Origin of the sequence: Streptomyces sp. NPDC050211 (assembly GCF_040656035.1) — a bacterium.
Classification (GTDB): Bacteria; Actinomycetota; Actinomycetes; order Streptomycetales; family Streptomycetaceae; genus Streptomyces.
The window spans coordinates 110,559-126,946 of record NZ_JBFALC010000023.1 but is presented as its reverse complement, the minus strand read 5'-3'; the positions used below and the strand labels follow the sequence as shown (position 1 = coordinate 126,946).

Here is a 16,388-nt window from a genome sequence, read left to right as displayed (position 1 = left end):
GCTGCGCCCCTGCACCCCAGCGGGGCTTCGCCCCCGGGCCCCCACCGGGGCTTCGCCCCTGGACCCCGTCGGCCTGCGGCCTCGTCCTCAAACGCCGGACGGGCTGAGTTTGGCTGACGCGGTCTCGTCCTCGTACGCCGGCAGGCTGGGGGTGGCTGTGACGATCTCGTCCTCGTACGCCGACGGGCTGAGTGGTGCCGATCGGCGTGCGGGAAGCGAGCTGCCCCAGCGGGTGGGTACAGGCTCGGACGGCGCCCCTCGGCCTCGGACTCCGGGCGGGCTGAAATGGCGCCGCCCGCGCCGAGAGCCGTCCCTCAGCCCTCAGCCCCTGATGATCCCCAGCACCTCGTCCCGGACCTTCGTCATCGTCGCCTCGTCGCGGGCCTCTGCGTTCAGGCGGAGCAGGGGTTCCGTGTTGGAGGGGCGGACGTTGAACCACCAGTCGGCGGTGGTGATCGTGAGGCCGTCGAGGTTGTCGAGGGTTACGCCTTCGCGGTCCTCGTAGGCGGAGCGGATCGCGGTGAGGCGGGCGGTTTGGTCGTCGACGGTGGAGTTGATCTCGCCGGAGCCGACGTAGCGGTCGTACTGGGCGACGAGGGCGGAGAGGGTGCCGTCCTGGCCGCCGAGGGCGGCGAGGACGTGGAGGGCGGCGAGCATGCCCGTGTCGGCGTTCCAGAAGTCGGCGAAGTAGTAGTGCGCGGAGTGCTCGCCGCCGAAGATCGCGCCGGACTTGGCCATCTCGGCCTTGATGAAGGAGTGGCCCACGCGGGTGCGGACGGGCGTGCCGCCGTTCTCCTTGACGACCTCCGGGACCGACCAGGACGTGATCAGGTTGTGGATGATCGTGCCCTTGCCGCCGTGCTTGGCCAGCTCGCGGGAGGCGACGAGGGCGGTGATGGCGGAGGGGGAGACCGGCGCGCCCTGCTCGTCGACGACGAAGCAGCGGTCGGCGTCGCCGTCGAAGGCGATGCCGAGGTCGGCGGACTCGTCACGGACGCGCTTCTGGAGGTCGACGATGTTCGCCGGGTCCAGCGGGTTCGCCTCGTGGTTGGGGAAGGTGCCGTCCAGCTCGAAGTACATCGGCACCAGGGTCAGGGGCAGGCCGGCGAAGACCGTGGGCACGGTGTGGCCGCCCATGCCGTTGCCCGCGTCGACGACGACCTTCAGCGGGCGGATGGAGGTCAGGTCGACGAGGGAGCGGAGGTGTGCCGCGTAGTCCTCCAACGTGTCCCGCTGCGTGATCGTTCCCGTCGTGGCCGCCGGTTCCGGGGCGGCGCCGGAGTCCATCCAGCCCTCGACCAGTGCGCGGATCTCGGCGAGGCCGGTGTCCTGGCCGACGGGGGCCGCGCCCGCCCGGCACATCTTGATGCCGTTGTACTGGGCCGGGTTGTGCGAGGCCGTGAACATGGCGCCGGGCAGGTCGAACGCGCCGGACGCGTAGTACAGCTGGTCGGTCGAGCACAGGCCGATCTCGGTCACGTCGGCGCCGCGCGCCGCCGCCCCGCGCGCGAAGGCGCCCGACAGCCCCGGCGACGAGGGCCGCATGTCGTGCCCGGTCACGATCGCGCTCGCCCCGGTCACCTGGACGAAGGCGGCCCCGAACAGCTCGGCCAGCGATTCGTCCCATTGGTCCGGGACCACCCCGCGTACGTCGTACGCCTTCACGAGCTGCGACAGATCAGCAGACACGGCCAACCCTCCTGAAAGTCCTATCGGTCACCACAAGCTACCCGTACCCGCTGACAATGCGCTGTGCGGAGGCCAGGTGGACTCCCAGCCGTAACCTGAGGTCAGGGGAGCATCCAATCCAGCACCGGTGAACTCTGGCCGACCACGATCAGGCACATCACCATCAGCAGCCCCACACTCCAGGGCAGCACCTTGCGCAGTATGTCCCCTTCGCGGCCCGCGAGTCCGACGGCCGCGCAGGCGATGGTGAGGTTCTGCGGCGAGATCATCTTGCCGAGGACACCGCCCGAACTGTTGGCGGCGGCCAGCAGTTCGGGCGACAGCCCCGACTCCCGGGCCGCGGTCACCTGGAGGGCGCCGAAGAGCGCGTTGGCCGAGGTGTCCGAGCCGGAGACGGCGACGCCGAACCAGCCGAGCACGGGCGACAGGAAGGCGAGCCCGGCCCCGGCCGCCGCCACGAAGTGGCCGATGGTGGCGGCCTGTCCGGAGAGGTTCATGACGTAGGCGAGGGCCAGCACGGACGTCACGGTCAGGATCGCGAACCGCAGTTCGTGCACGGTGGCCGCCCACTCCTTGACCGCCACGCGCGCGTGCACCCCGAGAACGACCGCGGTGCACACACCGGCCAGCAGCACGAGGGTTCCGCCGGTGGAGACGATCGGCCAGGTGAAGACGTTGCCGCCGACCGGATCGCCGTCCGGTCCCGCGACGTCCAGGAAGGGCCAGTCGTACGTCTGTGTCGTCTCGGCCAGCCAGTCCTTGACCGCCGGGATCTGGGCGACGGAGAAGATGGCGACGATCAGCGCGTACGGGGCGTAGGCACGGACGACTTCGGGCCGCGGGTCCTCCACGTCCAGGTCCTCGCTGCGCACCCCGGTCAGTACGGAGGTGCGTACGGACTCGGCGGCGGGCACGCGCGCGTGCGGTACGGCGACCAGGGCGCCCGCGCCGAGCAAGGCGGCGCCGATGTCGGCGAGTTGTGCGGAGACGTAGTTGGAGGCGACGAACTGCCCGACGGCGAAGGCGATTCCGCACACCAGGGCGGGCACCCAGGTCTCCCGCAGCCCGCGCCGTCCGTCCACCAGGTACACCAGCACGAGGGGCACGACGAGTGCCAGCAGCGGTGTCTGACGCCCCACCACGGAAGCCACCGAGTCCAGCGGCAGACCGGTGACTTGAGCGAGTGTCACGACCGGTGTGCCCATCGCGCCGAAGGCCACGGGCGCGGTGTTGGCGACCAGCGCGACGACGGCCGCGCGTACCGGCTCGAAGCCGAGCGCGACGAGCATGACCGAGCAGATGGCGACGGGTGCGCCGAACCCGGCGAGCGCCTCCAGCAGGGCACCGAAGCAGAAGGCCACGACCAGCGCCTGGATGCGCGGGTCGTCCGAGAGCCGCCCGAACGACCGCCGCAGGATGTCGAAATGGCGGGTGCGGACGGTCATCCGGTACACCCACAGGGCGTTGACGACGATCCAGAGGATGGGGAAGAGCCCGAAGACGGCTCCCTGGGCTGCGCTGGAGACCGTCTGGTCCAGCGGCATGCCGTACGCGAGCCAGGCGACCAGCGCGGCCGCCACGAGGCCCGTGAGGCCGGCCAGATGCGCCTTCATACGGACGCCGCCGAGCAGGACGAGGACGATCACAAGGGGCAGGGCCGCCACGAGGGCGGACAGACCGAGCGAGTCGGCGACGGGTTCCAGTTCCTGGACATACACGGGCGCCTCCCGGATTCCGCTATGCGAAAGCGATTTCTCACGGGCTCCCGGAATGGTCGTGTCCGCAACAACTTCGCGTCAATGGGCGTGCGTCACTCAGCGAAACGCACAGGGAACGCACACGGGACACGCACAGAGAAAGCGGCCGAATCCGGTCGGCGTCAGCTGTCGGGAGAACGCAGCACCCGCAAATGCCCCCGCCGGGCGACCTCCATCGGGTCGGCCCCGCGACCGCCGCCACCGGCCTGCGCGGCACGCTCCTGCGGCCGGGCCGCCTCGCGCACGGCGTTGGCAAGCGCTTCCAGATCGTCGCCGCTGGGCCGCGCCGGAGCCGAGCCGTCCAGGAGTCGTACGACCTCCCAGCCGCGGGGTGCGGTGAGGCGCTCGGAGTGCTCGGCGCACAGGTCGTAACAGTGGGGTTCGGCGTAGGTGGCGAGCGGGCCGAGGACCGCGGTCGAGTCGGCGTAGACGTACGTCAGTGTCGCAACGGCGGGTCGGCCGCAAGCGGTTCGCGAACAGCGACGTACAGGGCTCACGACGTTGGACGGTACCGCACTCTTGAGCGGGCCGCGACGACTCTCCACCAGGTCACTCCACCGTGTCGTGTTGTGAAACGCCCCACACGCCCCTCTGAACACACTCTTCTGACCTGCATAGATACCGCTTTCTAGTCAGCGGCGCGAACGCGCCTCCGGTCACCACTCGGTACAAACCCCATCAATTGCCTTGAGATCGCCGGTCTCGGAGAGATACGGAATCGAGCCCAACCTTGGCTGGAATGGTCATCTTCCGGCATGCCGTACCGGGTGGCTGGGCGCCGCGTGGGCACGGAGCACCCGGCTCGGGCGGGGACTACGCTTCACCAGTGATGGACAACCCCGTACCGCCCTCTGCCGCCGGTTCCGGCCCCCGCCGTCGTGATCGCCACGGCCGGGGCATGCGCGGCCCGATCGCGCCGCCGCAGGTGCCGCTGGCGGCGAGCCGTGCCGAGGCGTTCGCCGACCTGGTGCAGGACTCCGTGGAACGTCTCGAACGACGGTGGCCGCAGCTCGCCGACATCGATTTCCTGGTGCTCGAGGTACCGCGCCTCGACGGCCCCGGACGGGCCTGGAACGACGAGGCGGTCCCGCTCGGCGGCACGATCCCCGCGCGCGACGGGCGTCACGCGCGGGTGGTCATCTACCGGCGACCGGTGGAGATCCGCACGAAGGGGCGCGACGAGCGGGCCGCGCTGGTCCACGAGGTCGTCGTCGAACAGGTCGCCGAGCTGCTCGGGCTGACTCCGGAGACGGTCGATCCGCGGTACGGCGAGGACTGACCGGAGCAAGGCCTAAGGCCTCCGTGCCCCTACTTCTGCAGCACCGCCAGGTCCTCGTCCGCCTCCGGCACCGACACCATGCCCCGGTCGTCGGGCAGGGTCTGGACCGTGAAGGCGGGAAGGCCGTTCGCCGTCCTCGCCAGGGTCCGGGACGCGTACACCGGCGCTCCTGAGACCGTCTCCACGGTCAGGGCGTACGCCCCCTTCACACCGGTCGGCACCGGCGCCTCGACGTCCTGTGTCGTGCCGGACTTGATCGTGTACGTCTTCGACACCGCCGTGCCCCCGTCGCTGCCCGCGGACGCGGTGACCTTGACCTTCGCGGTACCGGTGGGCGCGGTCAGGGCCAGCGTGGAGCCCTTCTCCGTGTTGTCGGCCACCGTCGCGCGCGTGCCGACCGGGCTCGTCGCCGGGATGAACGCCGTCTCCTGCTTGGCACCCTTTCCCCGGACGACCCGCACGGCGGCCACGACCGGCACTGACTGATCGGTCGGCGTCAGCACCAGCGAGCCCGCCTCCCCGCGCGTCACGTCGCCCAGGTCGACCGCCGTGGTCATGCCCGCCTTCACGTGCAGCGTCTCGTTCCCGGCCGGTGTGATCGGCCCGGACGGAGAAGCCAGCCGCACCTTGAGGTCGGCGTCCGCGTCACCGGGCGTGAAGGCGATCAGTCGCACTTCGGTGGCGTCCTTGGGGATGCCGGGCAGGACCAGGCTGCTCGCCGGATCGGTGGTCGCGGACAGCCAGTCACCGCCGAGCTTCTCGTCCAGCGCCTGCACCGCAGCGCCCACCCTCCCGCTGCGGACGTTCACATGCACGGTCACGTTGGTCTGTTTGTCCGCGGTGAGCGTCGACAGCAGCACCGGCTCACTGGAGTGCGGCTGCACCGTGATGCCCTCCCCCGCCGTCGACTCCAGCGCCCCGTCCTTGCCGTACAGCTCGATGTCGACGACCGCGGCGGAGTCGTCGGGGTTCGTCAGATGCACATAGTCGGTGCGGTCCGCCGCGGTGCTGGCTCCGGGGAACCAGAAGTCGGTGTCCGGCGCGGAACAGTTGACTCCCTGCAGCCCCCGCCCCGTGCCCGCGCCGACCTCCGTGGTCTCCTGCACGGTCCACCCGGGCGCGAACTTCCCCTCGGCCGTGCCCACCAGCGCGGGCGAGTCGGCGCCGGAGACATCGCCGGTGACCGGCGTCCCGGGTTCCTTCGGCTCCAAAACGGGCTTGTCGGCCTTCTTGCCCTTCGCCTCGCCCCCGGCCCGCTCCTCCCCCGCGGCCTGCAGCTCGGCCGAACCGTCGCCGTCCGCGCCCTTCGTGACCGGCGTGAAGGACGTGTACGACGTCTCGGCGAGATCCGATGTGCTCGGCGCCGGGCACAGCAGGCTCGTCCGCTCCACGGGCAGTTCGGCCGCCGCCTGCGCGGTGTCCGTGCCGGTCGCCTCCGGTGCGGTCAGCGCGGCGAATCCGGTGACGGCGGCGAGGGCGGTGGCGCCGGCGATCAGGGACAGGGTGGTGCGGTTCACTGCTGACTCCCGTCGGGGCGCTCACTGCCGTTCGGGTACGGCTGCGCCGGGTCGTACGTCGCGTCGTAGCCCTGGGGATAGGTCCCGTCCTGGCCCTGCTCGTACGGGGTCTGCCCGTACGTCTGCTGGTCGTAGGAGCCCGGCTGGCCCGGACCGCCGTACGCGTAGGGGTCGTACTGCCCTCCCTGGTACGGGTCCGCCGGGTACTGCTGGCCGTACGACCCGTCCTGGTACTGCTGCTGGGTGGCGCCCTGGTACTGCTCGCCGTCATAGCCGCCGTACTGGGCGCCGGCGTAGGTCGAGTCCCACTCGCCGTACGGCTGCTGCTGCGGAATCGCTGCCGGGGGCTCCTGTGGCGGCGGAGGCGGGAACTCCTCGGCCTGGTCCGTCTCTTCGGCCTCCGCCTGGGCGCGCAGGCGGCGGGCGCGGCGGCCCTCGCCCGGTACGGCCTCGGCCGGGACGACCGTCGCCTCCTCCTCCGGGAGGTCGTCGTCGACGTCCCGGCGGCGGCCGGGCAGGGCCATGACGACGAGGACGACGGCGAGGGAGCCCTGGGCCCACAGCCAGGCGGTGTGGGTGAGCGGCGCGTCGAAGGTGACGTCCAGCTGCCCGCCGGAGGCGGGGAGTTCGAAGCCCTGGGCCCATCCGTCGACCGTCTTGCGCGTCAGCGGCGTGCCGTCCAGGGTGGCCGTCCAGCCCTCGTCGGCGGTGTCGGCGAGCCGCAGGATCCTTCCCTCCGCGCCTGCCGGGATCGTGGTGTGGATCTCCACGGGCCCGGCGGCGACGGACTGCGCGCCCCCGGAGCCCGACTCGGCGACTATCGCCGCCCGCGAGACCTGCTGATCGACCCGCCACAGCGCCCCGCCGTCCTGCTGGCTCAGCCGCGACAGCCCGGGCGTGGCATCCAGTACGCGGGTCACCTCGCGCGGGGCGCCCTTGTGGACGAGGACGTAGCGTACGGCGAACTTGCCGAGCTGATCGGCTTGATCGGCTCCGGACCCGGCGACGAGGTTGGCGACGACCTTGTCGAGCGTCGCGTTCTCGCCGTCCGCCGCGGCCAGTTCGCCGTCACCCATCCGTGCCCCGGAGCCGCGGACGAGCATGTAGCCGACGCGGGCCGCGGAGTCGCTGTCGAGGACGAGGGTGCGGGCCTGGTCGCGGGTGTTGCTCTCCTCGGCGACGAACGCGGGCACCTGTACCGGGTCGCGCCGCTCCAACGGCCCGTCGGCGCCGCTGATCATCCAGCCGGCGGCGACGAGCAGCGGGCCCGCGGCCGAGGCGAAGGCGATCAGCGCGGCCACCGGCTGACGCCAGCCGAAGCTCTGCTCGGCGACACGCGCGCGTGCCCCGTCGGCACCGAGCGCGGCGGCGGCGAGGAGGGCGATGCCGTAGACGAGCGTCGCGGGGCCGGCCCAGGTGGAGCTGTTGGACAGGACCGCGAAGACGAGGCCCACCAGAGCCACGGCCCAGGCCGTCCAGATTCCGAACTGACGGTGGGAGCGCAACAGGGCGGCCAGCGCGGCCAGCACGATGCCGATGAGCATCAGCCCGTTCACCGTGCCCGGCCCGCCGGGGCTGGCGCCGAGCAGGTCGGTGGCCGACGCGGCCGAGGCGCCGTACTCCAGACCGGCTTCTGAGAAGAAGCCGGACGGGAACAGGGTCAGCGACCAGGGCGCGAGCACCAGCAGGGGGGTGCCGAGCTGGGCCAGGAAGCGCAGGCCGTGGGCGGTGATGTCGGCGCGGCGCACGGCCAGCACGCCGATGCCGAGGATCAGCGCGATGGGCCACACGATCGGCGTGAACGCGGTGGTGACGGTCAGCAGCAGGGCGTACGCCCAGGTGGCCCGCCAACTGCCGCGCGCCCCTGAGGCGTTCGCCAGGCCGCTGGCCGAGACGCCCGCGCGCGCGAGGAGCGGCAGCAGGATCGCGAGGACGGCCGTGCCGATGCGGCCGCCGGCGAGCGCGCCGGTGGCGGCGGGCAGGAAGGCGTAGACGACGGCCGTCCACGCGCGCAGCAGCCGTGATTCGACGAGCGGGCGGGAGGCGAAGTACGCGGTGAGACCGGCCAGCGGCACCGAGCAGACCAGCAGAACGGTGACCGCGAGCCCGGTGGAGCCGAACAGCGCGGAGGCCAGCAGGGCGACGAACGCGAGATACGGCGGCGCGGACGAGGTACCGCCGGCGGCCACTCCATGCCAGGAGTCCAGGTACCGCGACCACAGCTCGCTCGCTTCGGCCGGGGCGGGCAGCAGCGCGCCGCCCGCGAGCGCGCCGCCGCCGAGCAGTTGGCGGCAGGCAATGAGCGAGACGAACAGCAGCACCAGGAAGAGCATCGGGCCGGGATTGCGGGCGATGCGCTTCAGTCGCGCGAACTGCTCTATCTCCAGGAAGTCCGCGTCGTCCCCGCCGGGCCCGGACTCGACCGCGCCCCCGTGCCGCCCGGCACCGCCGGCGGTCTCGGGGTCGGAGTCGCGGAAGAGGCTGCCCGCGGCCTGCTCGACGGTGGCCCGCACGGTCGCGCCGGGCGGCGGGAACAGCGCTCGCAGCTCGTCCTTCTCGATCTGCGGGCGGCCGCGTCTGCGCCGCCCGGCGATGATCCGCTCGGGCCGCAACAGCACGCCCAGCAGACCCCGGATCTCGTCGAGGGCCTGCCCGGGGACCTTGCCCACGAGATAGGCGACGGTCCGCAGCAGGGTGCCGAGCACCAGCCGCACCAGGACCCAGGGCAGCACGGCCGTCCGCGTGTTGACCAGCAGCGTGTAGACGGCGCCGGCCTTGTCGACCTTGTGCGGGGAGGCCGACGTACGGCCCACACAGTCGACGGTGCGGCGCTCACGGGAGGCCGCCTCGGCGTGTCGTACGACCGCCTCGGGGGCGATGAGGACGCGGTGACCGGCGGCCTGGGCGCGCCAGCACAGGTCGACGTCGTCGCGCATCAGGGGCAGCCGGCGGTCGAACCCGCCGAGCTGCTCGAAGACATCGCGCCGCACAAGCATGCCGGCGGTGGACACGGACAGCACGGACCGGACGTGGTCGTGCTGGCCCTGGTCCTGTTCACGGCGGTCCAGGCCGGTCCAGCGGCGGCCGGAGTTGGCGATGGTGACGCCGACCTCGAGCAGTTGCCGGCGGTCGTACCAGCCGCGGAGCTTGGGGCCGACGACGGCGATGTCGTCGCGGCCGAGCTCGTGCTCGTTCTCCACGACGCGCAGCAGCTGGGCCAGGGCGTCCGGCTCCGGGGCGCAGTCGTCGTGCAGCAGCCACAGCCATTGCACCGGCTCGCCGTAAGGGAGTTCGGGCATGTCGTACGCGTCGTCGCGCCAGGTGCGGGTGACGGGGTCCCAGCCGCTCGGGCGCTTCAGATAGGGCAGCTCGTCCGGGGTGAGGAGTGGGGCTGTGCGGCCCGCCTCCTCGACGGCCTGGCCGAAGCCGGTGCGACGGGCGAGATGCAGCACACGGTCGGCGCCGAGGGCGTCGGTGAGCAGTTGGGCGGAGTGGTCCGCGCTGCCGGTGTCGGCCGCCATGGCGTACTGAACGGGGCGCTCCTGGCCGAGCAGCCCGGCGAGCGCGTCGGGCAGCCAGCGGGCGCCGTCATGGGAGACGAGCACCGCTGTCACTACATGACGCGGAAACTCAGGCGCGGCAGCGGCGTCTTGGTGGGCTGCCGTATGACTGTGCACGGACATCGAGGTACGGGCCCCGGTTCGATGGACTGCGGTGGACACCTGTGCCCACAGGGGGCAGCGGGACGTCTCGGACGAGCGACCACACTATCGGCTGGGCATGACGTCGGCCCGCCGCCTGTGGATAACCCACCTGCAACGGGCCGTTCGTCACATATGTACGAAAGGGATGCTTACCGTCCGGTCAGACGGCGGCCTTCTTCAGCCGACGTCGTTCACGCTCGGACAGACCGCCCCAGATGCCGAACCGCTCGTCGTTGGCGAGCGCGTACTCGAGGCACTCGGAGCGGACCTCACAGGCGAGACAGACCTTCTTGGCCTCGCGGGTGGAGCCGCCCTTCTCGGGGAAGAAGGACTCGGGGTCGGTCTGGGCGCACAGCGCGCGCTCCTGCCAGCCGAGTTCCTCGTCCGCGTCGTCGACCAGCAGTTGCTGCACCAGCTCGGTCATGTGCGCCCCTCGTCAGTCTTTCGCGTCCCCGTGATGTAGCCGTTACCGATTTCGGCTGAACGACACGAGTGAAATTACAAGTGTGCTGCTCCGGGCGAGTCAAGCCGAGATCTGCTATTGAGCCCCTTATTCACTCTGCGGAACCAAGGCCTAGCGGAAAGTGTTCAAATCGTCCTAAACCTTGACAAGCAGATGAGGCCCCGGAGGGCCGCCACCCCCGCGCAGAGCCTGCACGGAGAAGGACGCCCGGAACATCGATCCCGTTCCGACACACACTCGAATCGATCCGGATCACAGTCCGATCACGGGATCGCATCGAGGTTTGTGCGCCCGGTTCTGCGCCATGTGTCCCGGCCGCCCCGTGCACAAACCTTTCGTCACGGGGATGGACCGGATGAGGTGAACCGCGTCCCAGATACCGGGCGCCGAGTTGACAGTGCGAGGTGTCAACCGCTGTCCTTGTGGGCATGCTCGCGCACTTGGCACTCACCTCGACCCGCACCGCCGGGTCCCTCGGTGCTGCCCGCGCCCGCTGTCGCTGTTGTTGCTGTTCCTGCTGTTGAGCCTTACGCGCTCCGGCTGCCCCTGAGTCCATCGGACCGGCTTCCACGCCCGTCGGACTCGGCTGTTGTTCCCCTCGCCTCCGCCGCTCCACTTCCCGCTCTTCTCTTCCGAGCTCTTCTCTTCCGACGAGGAACCACCGCACCCATGAACAGCGACAGCGACCTCCAGATCGCCGGCGACATCCTCGAAGTCACTCACCTCCTGCGGGCGCCGAGCGAGCACCCGGCCACCGTCGCCGACTTCGTCGGCCTGGCCCGCTCCATCGCCGCCGACCGCTCCCAGTGGCAGCACCTGGTCCAGTACGACGCCACGTCCCGCTGGTACCACCGGCTGCGCACCGGCCCCGGATACGAGGTGTGGCTGCTGTCCTGGGTGCCCGGCCAGGGCAGCGGACGGCACGACCACGGCCCGTCCTCCGGAGTGCTGACCGTCCTCGACGGCACGCTGACCGAGCGCACGGAGCGCGGCACGCGCGCGTTGGAGGCGGGTGCGCAGAGGGTGTTCGCGCCGGGGTACGTCCACGAGGTGGTCAACGACGCGCTGGAGCCCGCGGTCAGCCTGCACGTCTACTTCCCGGGCCTCACCGAGATGCCGATGCACAGCGCCCAGTGCACAGCGGCCGCCCCGGTCTCGTAACCGCCTGCCCCGTTGTCGTACCCGCCTGCAACACTGATTCCCATGCGCATTGTGGTTCTGGCAGGCGGCATCGGTGGTGCCCGGTTCCTGCGCGGTCTGATGCAGGCCGTGCCGGACGCGGACATCACGGTCATCGGCAACACCGGGGACGACATCCACCTCTTCGGCCTGAAGGTCTGCCCGGACCTCGACACGGTGATGTACACGCTCGGCGGCGGCATCAACGAGGAACAGGGCTGGGGCCGGGCCGACGAGACCTTCCATCTCAAGGAGGAGCTCGCGGCGTACGGCGTCGGGCCCGAGTGGTTCGGGCTCGGTGACCGGGACTTCGCCACGCACATCGTGCGGACGCAGATGCTCGGGGCCGGGTATCCGCTGAGCGCGGTGACCGAGGCGCTGTGCGACCGCTGGAAGCCGGGCGTCCGGCTGATCCCGATGACCGACGACCGGGTCGAGACGCACGTCGCCGTCGAGATCGACGGCGAGCGCAAGGCCATCCACTTCCAGGAGTACTGGGTACGGCTGCGGGCGTCGGTGCCGGCCGAGGCGGTCGTGCCGGTGGGCGCGGAGCAGTCCAAGCCGGCGCCGGGGGTCCTGGAGGCGATCGCCGAGGCGGACGTCATCCTCTTCCCGCCGTCCAACCCGGTCGTGTCGGTCGGCACGATCCTCGCCGTGCCCGGCATCCGCGAGGCCATCGCCAACGCCGGGGTGCCGGTCGTGGGCCTGTCCCCCATCGTCGGGGACGCGCCCGTGCGGGGCATGGCCGACAAGGTTCTCGCGGCGGTCGGCGTCGAGTCGACGGCCGCGGCGGTCGCCGAGCACTACGGCTCGGGCCTGCTGGACGGCTGGCTGGTCGACACCGTCGACGCGGCGTCCGTCGAGCGCGTCGAGGCGGCGGGCATCCGCTGCCGGGCCGTACCGCTGATGATGACCGACCTTGACGCGGCCACGCAGATGGCCCGGGAGGCGCTGGCCATGGCGGCGGAGGTTCAAGCGGCATGAGCACGGCACCTGACGACGGCTACCGGGTCTGGGCCGTTCCCGGTCTGCCCGAGGTGGCCGCGGGCGACGACCTCGCCAAGCTGATCGCCGCCGCCGAACCCGGGCTGGCCGACGGGGACGTCCTGCTCGTCACCTCGAAGATCGTGTCCAAGGCGGAGGGACGCGTGGTGGCGGCGGACGACCGGGAGGCCGCGATCGACGCCGAGACTGTACGGGTCGTGGCGCGGCGCGGACCGTTGCGAATCGTCGAGAACCGGCAGGGGCTCGTGATGGCCGCCGCCGGGGTCGACGCCTCCAACACCCCTGCCGGGACAGTCCTGTTGCTGCCCGAGGACCCGGACGCGTCCGCGCGCGCGATCCGCGACGGGCTGCGGGACGCCCTCGGCGTCACCGTCGGAGTCGTCGTCACCGACACCTTCGGACGGCCCTGGCGTACGGGGCTCACGGACGTCGCCATCGGCGCGGCCGGGGTGCGTGTGCTGGACGATCTACGTGGAGGGGCGGACGCGTACGGCAATCCGCTCAGCGCGACCGTCGTGGCGACGGCGGACGAACTGGCCGCCGCCGGAGACCTGGTCAAGGGCAAGGCCGCCGGGCTGCCCGTCGCCGTCCTGCGCGGGCTGGCGCACGTGGTGGCCATGGACGACGGGGAGGGGGCGCGGGCCATGGTGCGCGGCGCGCGCGACGACATGTTCCGGCTGGGCACGTCCGAGGCGGTACGGGAGGCGGTGACTCAGCGGCGTACCGTACGGGCCTTTACGGACGAGCCGGTGGACGCCGGTGCGGTGCGACGGGCGGTCGCCGCGGCGGTGACCGCACCGGCGCCGCATCACACCACGCCCTGGCGGTTCGTACTGCTGGAGTCGCCGGAGTCCCGGACCGGGTTGCTGGATGCCATGCGGGACGCGTGGATCGCCGACCTGCGGCGGGACGGCAAGAGCGAGGAGTCCATCGCCAAGCGGGTGCGGCGAGGGGACGTGCTGCGGAACGCGCCGTATCTGGTGGTGCCGTGCCTGGTGATGGACGGGTCGCACACGTACGGGGACGTGCGGCGGGATGGCGCCGAGCGGGAGATGTTCGTGGTCGCGGCCGGGGCCGGCGTGCAGAACTTCCTGGTGGCGCTGGCCGGGGAGCGGCTGGGGTCGGCGTGGGTGTCGTCGACGATGTTCTGCCGGGATGTCGTGCGGGAGGTGCTCGGGCTGCCGGAGCACTGGGATCCGATGGGCGCGGTGGCTGTCGGTCATCCGGCGGAGGAGCCGCGGCCTCGGGCGGAGCGGGATGCGGGGGCGTTCATCGAGGTGCGGTGACTCTCCGCTGAGGCCGGGTGCCTACGGATCGGGGGGTGGAGATGCGCGGGCGGCTGCGGGTTCGATGGGGCCGGTCGCGCCCACGCGGCGGAGCCGCATATCGATACAGCCCCGCGCCCCTTGGGACGTTGTCCTCACGTCGTTGGCTATGTACCGCCTAGTCTCGTAGAGCTTTCTCCCTCACCTCTAGGACCTCATTCGTGGCCGGACGTTTTGCTCCCCGACCTACTCGTACGACCGTGCGGGATGGGTATGTCGGCGTGCCGCGGCAGGCTGTGGCGCCGGGGCGGGTGCGGACGTATGTGCCGGATGGGCCGGTCGATCTCGGGCTGGTGCTGGGGCCGTTGCGGCGGGGGGCGGGGGATCCGACGTTTCGGGTGGCGGCGGACGGGTCTGTGTGGCGGGCCAGCCTTACGCCCGTGGGGCCGGGGACGTTGCGGGTCGCGGTGCGGGGCGGTGAGGTGTGCGGGGAGGCGTGGGGGCCGGGGGCCGAGTGGCTGCTGGAGCAGTTGCCCGAGTTGGTCGGGGGTGCCGACGATCCGTCCGTCTTCGAGCCGCGGCATCGGCTCGTGGCGTTGGCTCGGCATCGGCGGCCGGGGTTGCGGCTGACGCGGACCGGGCTGGTGCTGGAGTCGTTGATTCCGTCGATTCTGGAGCAGAAGGTCACGACCGGAGAGGCGTATCGAGCGTGGCGGATCCTGGTGCGGAAGTACGGGGAGCCTGCGCCGGGGCCGGTCGGTGGGCGGATGTGGGTGATGCCTGCGGCGCGGACGTGGGCGTTGATTCCGTCGTGGGAGTGGCATCGGGCCGGGGTCGACAACAAGCGGGCGTCGACGATTCTTCGGGCCGTGCGGGTGGCTGCGCGGCTGGAGGAGGCGGTGGGGATGTCGGCGGAGGCGGCGCAGGCTCGGTTGGAGGTCCTGCCGGGGGTGGGGCCGTGGACGTCGGCGGAGACCGTGCAGCGCAGTCATGGGGCGGCGGATGCGGTGACCGTGGGGGATCTGCATCTGCCGGGGATCGTGGGGTGGGCGCTGGCGGGGGATCGGGATGCGGATGACTCCGTGATGCTGGAGTTGTTGGAGCCGTATGCGGGGCAGCGGCATCGGGCGGCTCGGTTGATTCTGTTGAGTGGGCGGACGCCGCCGCGGAGGGCTCCGCGGATGCCGAAGACTGATATCGGGCGGTTGTGACGGGCCCTGCGCCGAGGTGACCGCCGTGCCGTTTTCGCCCCCGCCGCCCCTACCCGTCCCATCCCTGGGGGCTGCGCCCCAGACCCCCGCTTCGGCCTGAAGGGCCTCGTCCTCAAACGCCGGACAGGCTGAGGTGGGCTGCCGGTCCGGCGTTGGGCGGGTCGTGGGTAGTTACTGGTCCGAGGAGAAACGCACCGCGCCCGCAGGGGCCGATGACGGCGGTGAGGATGGAGCGTTCGCCTATGCGGGCGCGGGTGCCGATGAGGGAGTCGGTGATGACGAGCTCCGGTCATTTCCCGATGCCGTGGGCGAGGAGGCTCTCGGCGGTGTCGGCGATGGTGTCCTCGATGGGACGCGCCCGCCATCCCAGGAGGCGTTCCGCCTTGGCGCTTGTGGCGTCGAGGTCCCGGCCGAGCTGGTGCCTCAGCAGTCGCAGTTCCGGGTTCACGATGCCCAGCGCGCGTGTGAGCCACACGGGCAGTTCACGCGTCGGGGCCTTCGCGGCGCGCTCGCCCAGGCGGTCATGCAGAGTGCGCGCGATGTCGACGAGGCGCAGATTGTGCCCGGCGATTGCTAGGAAGCGTTCGCCGGCGGCTGCCGGATCTGTCATCGCACGCAGGTGCAGGTCCGCCACGTCGCGCACGTCGACGTATCCCATCCCGAAGGGAGGGCACGCAGGGACCCGTCCCTCGAGCATTCTGCGCACAAGACGCAGCGATGGCGGGTCGTCCGGGCCGAGCAGTGGTCCAAGGACCCCCACGGGATGAACCGCTGTCAGTTCGAGACCGCCGCCTTCGTCTTCGACGAACTGCCAGGCGGCTCGCTCGGCGAGCGTTTTGGACCGCTGGTAGGGCGGGATTTCGCTGTCGACGTCGGTCCAGTCCTCCTCGGTGAACGGGGTCGAGCGCGGGGGATGCCCGATCCCGATGGCACCGAAGGCGCTCGTCAGGACGACGCGGCGCACGCCGGCGTCGCGGGAGGCGCGCAGCACCCGCAGGACGCCCTCGCGCGCTGGGGCCACCATCTCCTCGTCGTTCGCCGGTGTACTGCGCAGGGTCGGCGAGGCGACGTGGAGGACGAAATCGCAGTCGGCGACGGCTTCGTCCCAGCCGTCGCGGTGCGCGAGGTCGGCGCGTACGACCATGAGACGGTCGTCGTCGAACGGCTGGGCTGCGTGGAGCCAGGAGCGCAGTGCCGGCTCGCGCCGCAGGTCGCGGACCGTGGTGCGTACGGTGTGTCCGGCGTCGAGCAGGGTCAGGACGCACCAGCTCCCGATGAATCCTGTTCCTCCGGTGACCAGTACCTGTGTCATCTGTGTC

Annotated in this window: 12 protein-coding genes; 5 read left to right on the top strand and 7 right to left on the bottom strand. The window is 71.4% G+C overall.

Annotated features, from left to right (window positions below; all coding sequences use genetic code 11):
• Positions 1-321: 321 nt before the first annotated feature.
• From AB0I98_RS23430 to AB0I98_RS23420, 3 genes are all read right to left on the bottom strand, one after another.
• Complete coding sequence (locus AB0I98_RS23430; protein WP_362944698.1) at positions 322-1,689, bottom strand: phosphomannomutase/phosphoglucomutase; 1,368 nt, start codon at positions 1,687-1,689, stop codon at positions 322-324.
• A gap of 101 nt (positions 1,690-1,790) precedes the next feature.
• Positions 1,791-3,407, bottom strand: a complete 1,617-nt coding sequence (locus tag AB0I98_RS23425) for an L-lactate permease (RefSeq protein WP_362944696.1) — start codon at positions 3,405-3,407, stop codon at positions 1,791-1,793.
• A 161-nt stretch (positions 3,408-3,568) separates the two neighbouring features.
• Positions 3,569-3,991 carry a DUF3499 domain-containing protein gene (locus tag AB0I98_RS23420; RefSeq protein ID WP_210576335.1) on the bottom strand — a complete coding sequence of 141 codons (423 nt, stop codon included), beginning with the start codon at positions 3,989-3,991 and terminating at the stop codon, positions 3,569-3,571.
• Between the two features lie 284 nt (positions 3,992-4,275).
• Between AB0I98_RS23420 and AB0I98_RS23415 the strand changes: the two genes are divergently transcribed.
• Entirely contained in the window at positions 4,276-4,725 is a 450-nt protein-coding gene (locus AB0I98_RS23415; protein ID WP_362944694.1) for a metallopeptidase family protein, read from the top strand.
• A gap of 29 nt (positions 4,726-4,754) precedes the next feature.
• Here AB0I98_RS23415 and AB0I98_RS23410 read toward each other — a convergent pair whose 3' ends face one another.
• From AB0I98_RS23410 to AB0I98_RS23400, 3 genes are all read right to left on the bottom strand, one after another.
• Positions 4,755-6,242 (bottom strand): DUF5719 family protein, encoded by a 1,488-nt coding sequence (locus AB0I98_RS23410; RefSeq protein ID WP_362944692.1) that lies wholly within the window; start codon positions 6,240-6,242, stop codon positions 4,755-4,757.
• On the bottom strand, positions 6,239-9,925 hold the full coding sequence (locus AB0I98_RS23405; protein WP_362944690.1) for a glycosyltransferase family 2 protein: 3,687 nt from the start codon (positions 9,923-9,925) through the stop codon (positions 6,239-6,241). Before AB0I98_RS23405 ends, AB0I98_RS23410 begins: the two co-directional genes overlap by 4 nt.
• A 181-nt stretch (positions 9,926-10,106) precedes the next feature.
• Positions 10,107-10,370, bottom strand: coding sequence for a WhiB family transcriptional regulator (locus AB0I98_RS23400; RefSeq protein WP_003975777.1), 264 nt, complete (start codon positions 10,368-10,370; stop codon positions 10,107-10,109).
• A gap of 708 nt (positions 10,371-11,078) precedes the next feature.
• On the opposite strand from AB0I98_RS23400, the gene AB0I98_RS23395 reads away from it, so the two are divergent.
• The 4 genes from AB0I98_RS23395 (at position 11,079) to AB0I98_RS23380 (ending at position 15,069) form a co-directional block, all read left to right on the top strand.
• On the top strand, positions 11,079-11,570 hold the full coding sequence (locus tag AB0I98_RS23395) for a cysteine dioxygenase family protein (RefSeq protein WP_362944688.1): 492 nt from the start codon (positions 11,079-11,081) through the stop codon (positions 11,568-11,570).
• 42 nt (positions 11,571-11,612) lie between these two features.
• Complete coding sequence (cofD, locus tag AB0I98_RS23390) at positions 11,613-12,572, top strand: 2-phospho-L-lactate transferase (protein ID WP_362944686.1); 960 nt, start codon at positions 11,613-11,615, stop codon at positions 12,570-12,572.
• A complete protein-coding gene (locus AB0I98_RS23385; RefSeq protein ID WP_362944684.1) occupies positions 12,569-13,879 on the top strand; it encodes a coenzyme F420-0:L-glutamate ligase in 1,311 nt (436 codons plus the stop codon). Before cofD ends, AB0I98_RS23385 begins: the two co-directional genes overlap by 4 nt.
• A 200-nt stretch (positions 13,880-14,079) precedes the next feature.
• On the top strand, positions 14,080-15,069 hold the full coding sequence (locus tag AB0I98_RS23380) for a DNA-3-methyladenine glycosylase 2 family protein (RefSeq protein WP_362944682.1): 990 nt from the start codon (positions 14,080-14,082) through the stop codon (positions 15,067-15,069).
• Between the two features lie 289 nt (positions 15,070-15,358).
• On the opposite strand, the gene AB0I98_RS23375 is transcribed toward AB0I98_RS23380, so the two are convergent.
• On the bottom strand, positions 15,359-16,381 hold the full coding sequence (locus AB0I98_RS23375; RefSeq protein WP_362944680.1) for an aldehyde reductase: 1,023 nt from the start codon (positions 16,379-16,381) through the stop codon (positions 15,359-15,361).
• Positions 16,382-16,388 lie beyond the last annotated feature (7 nt).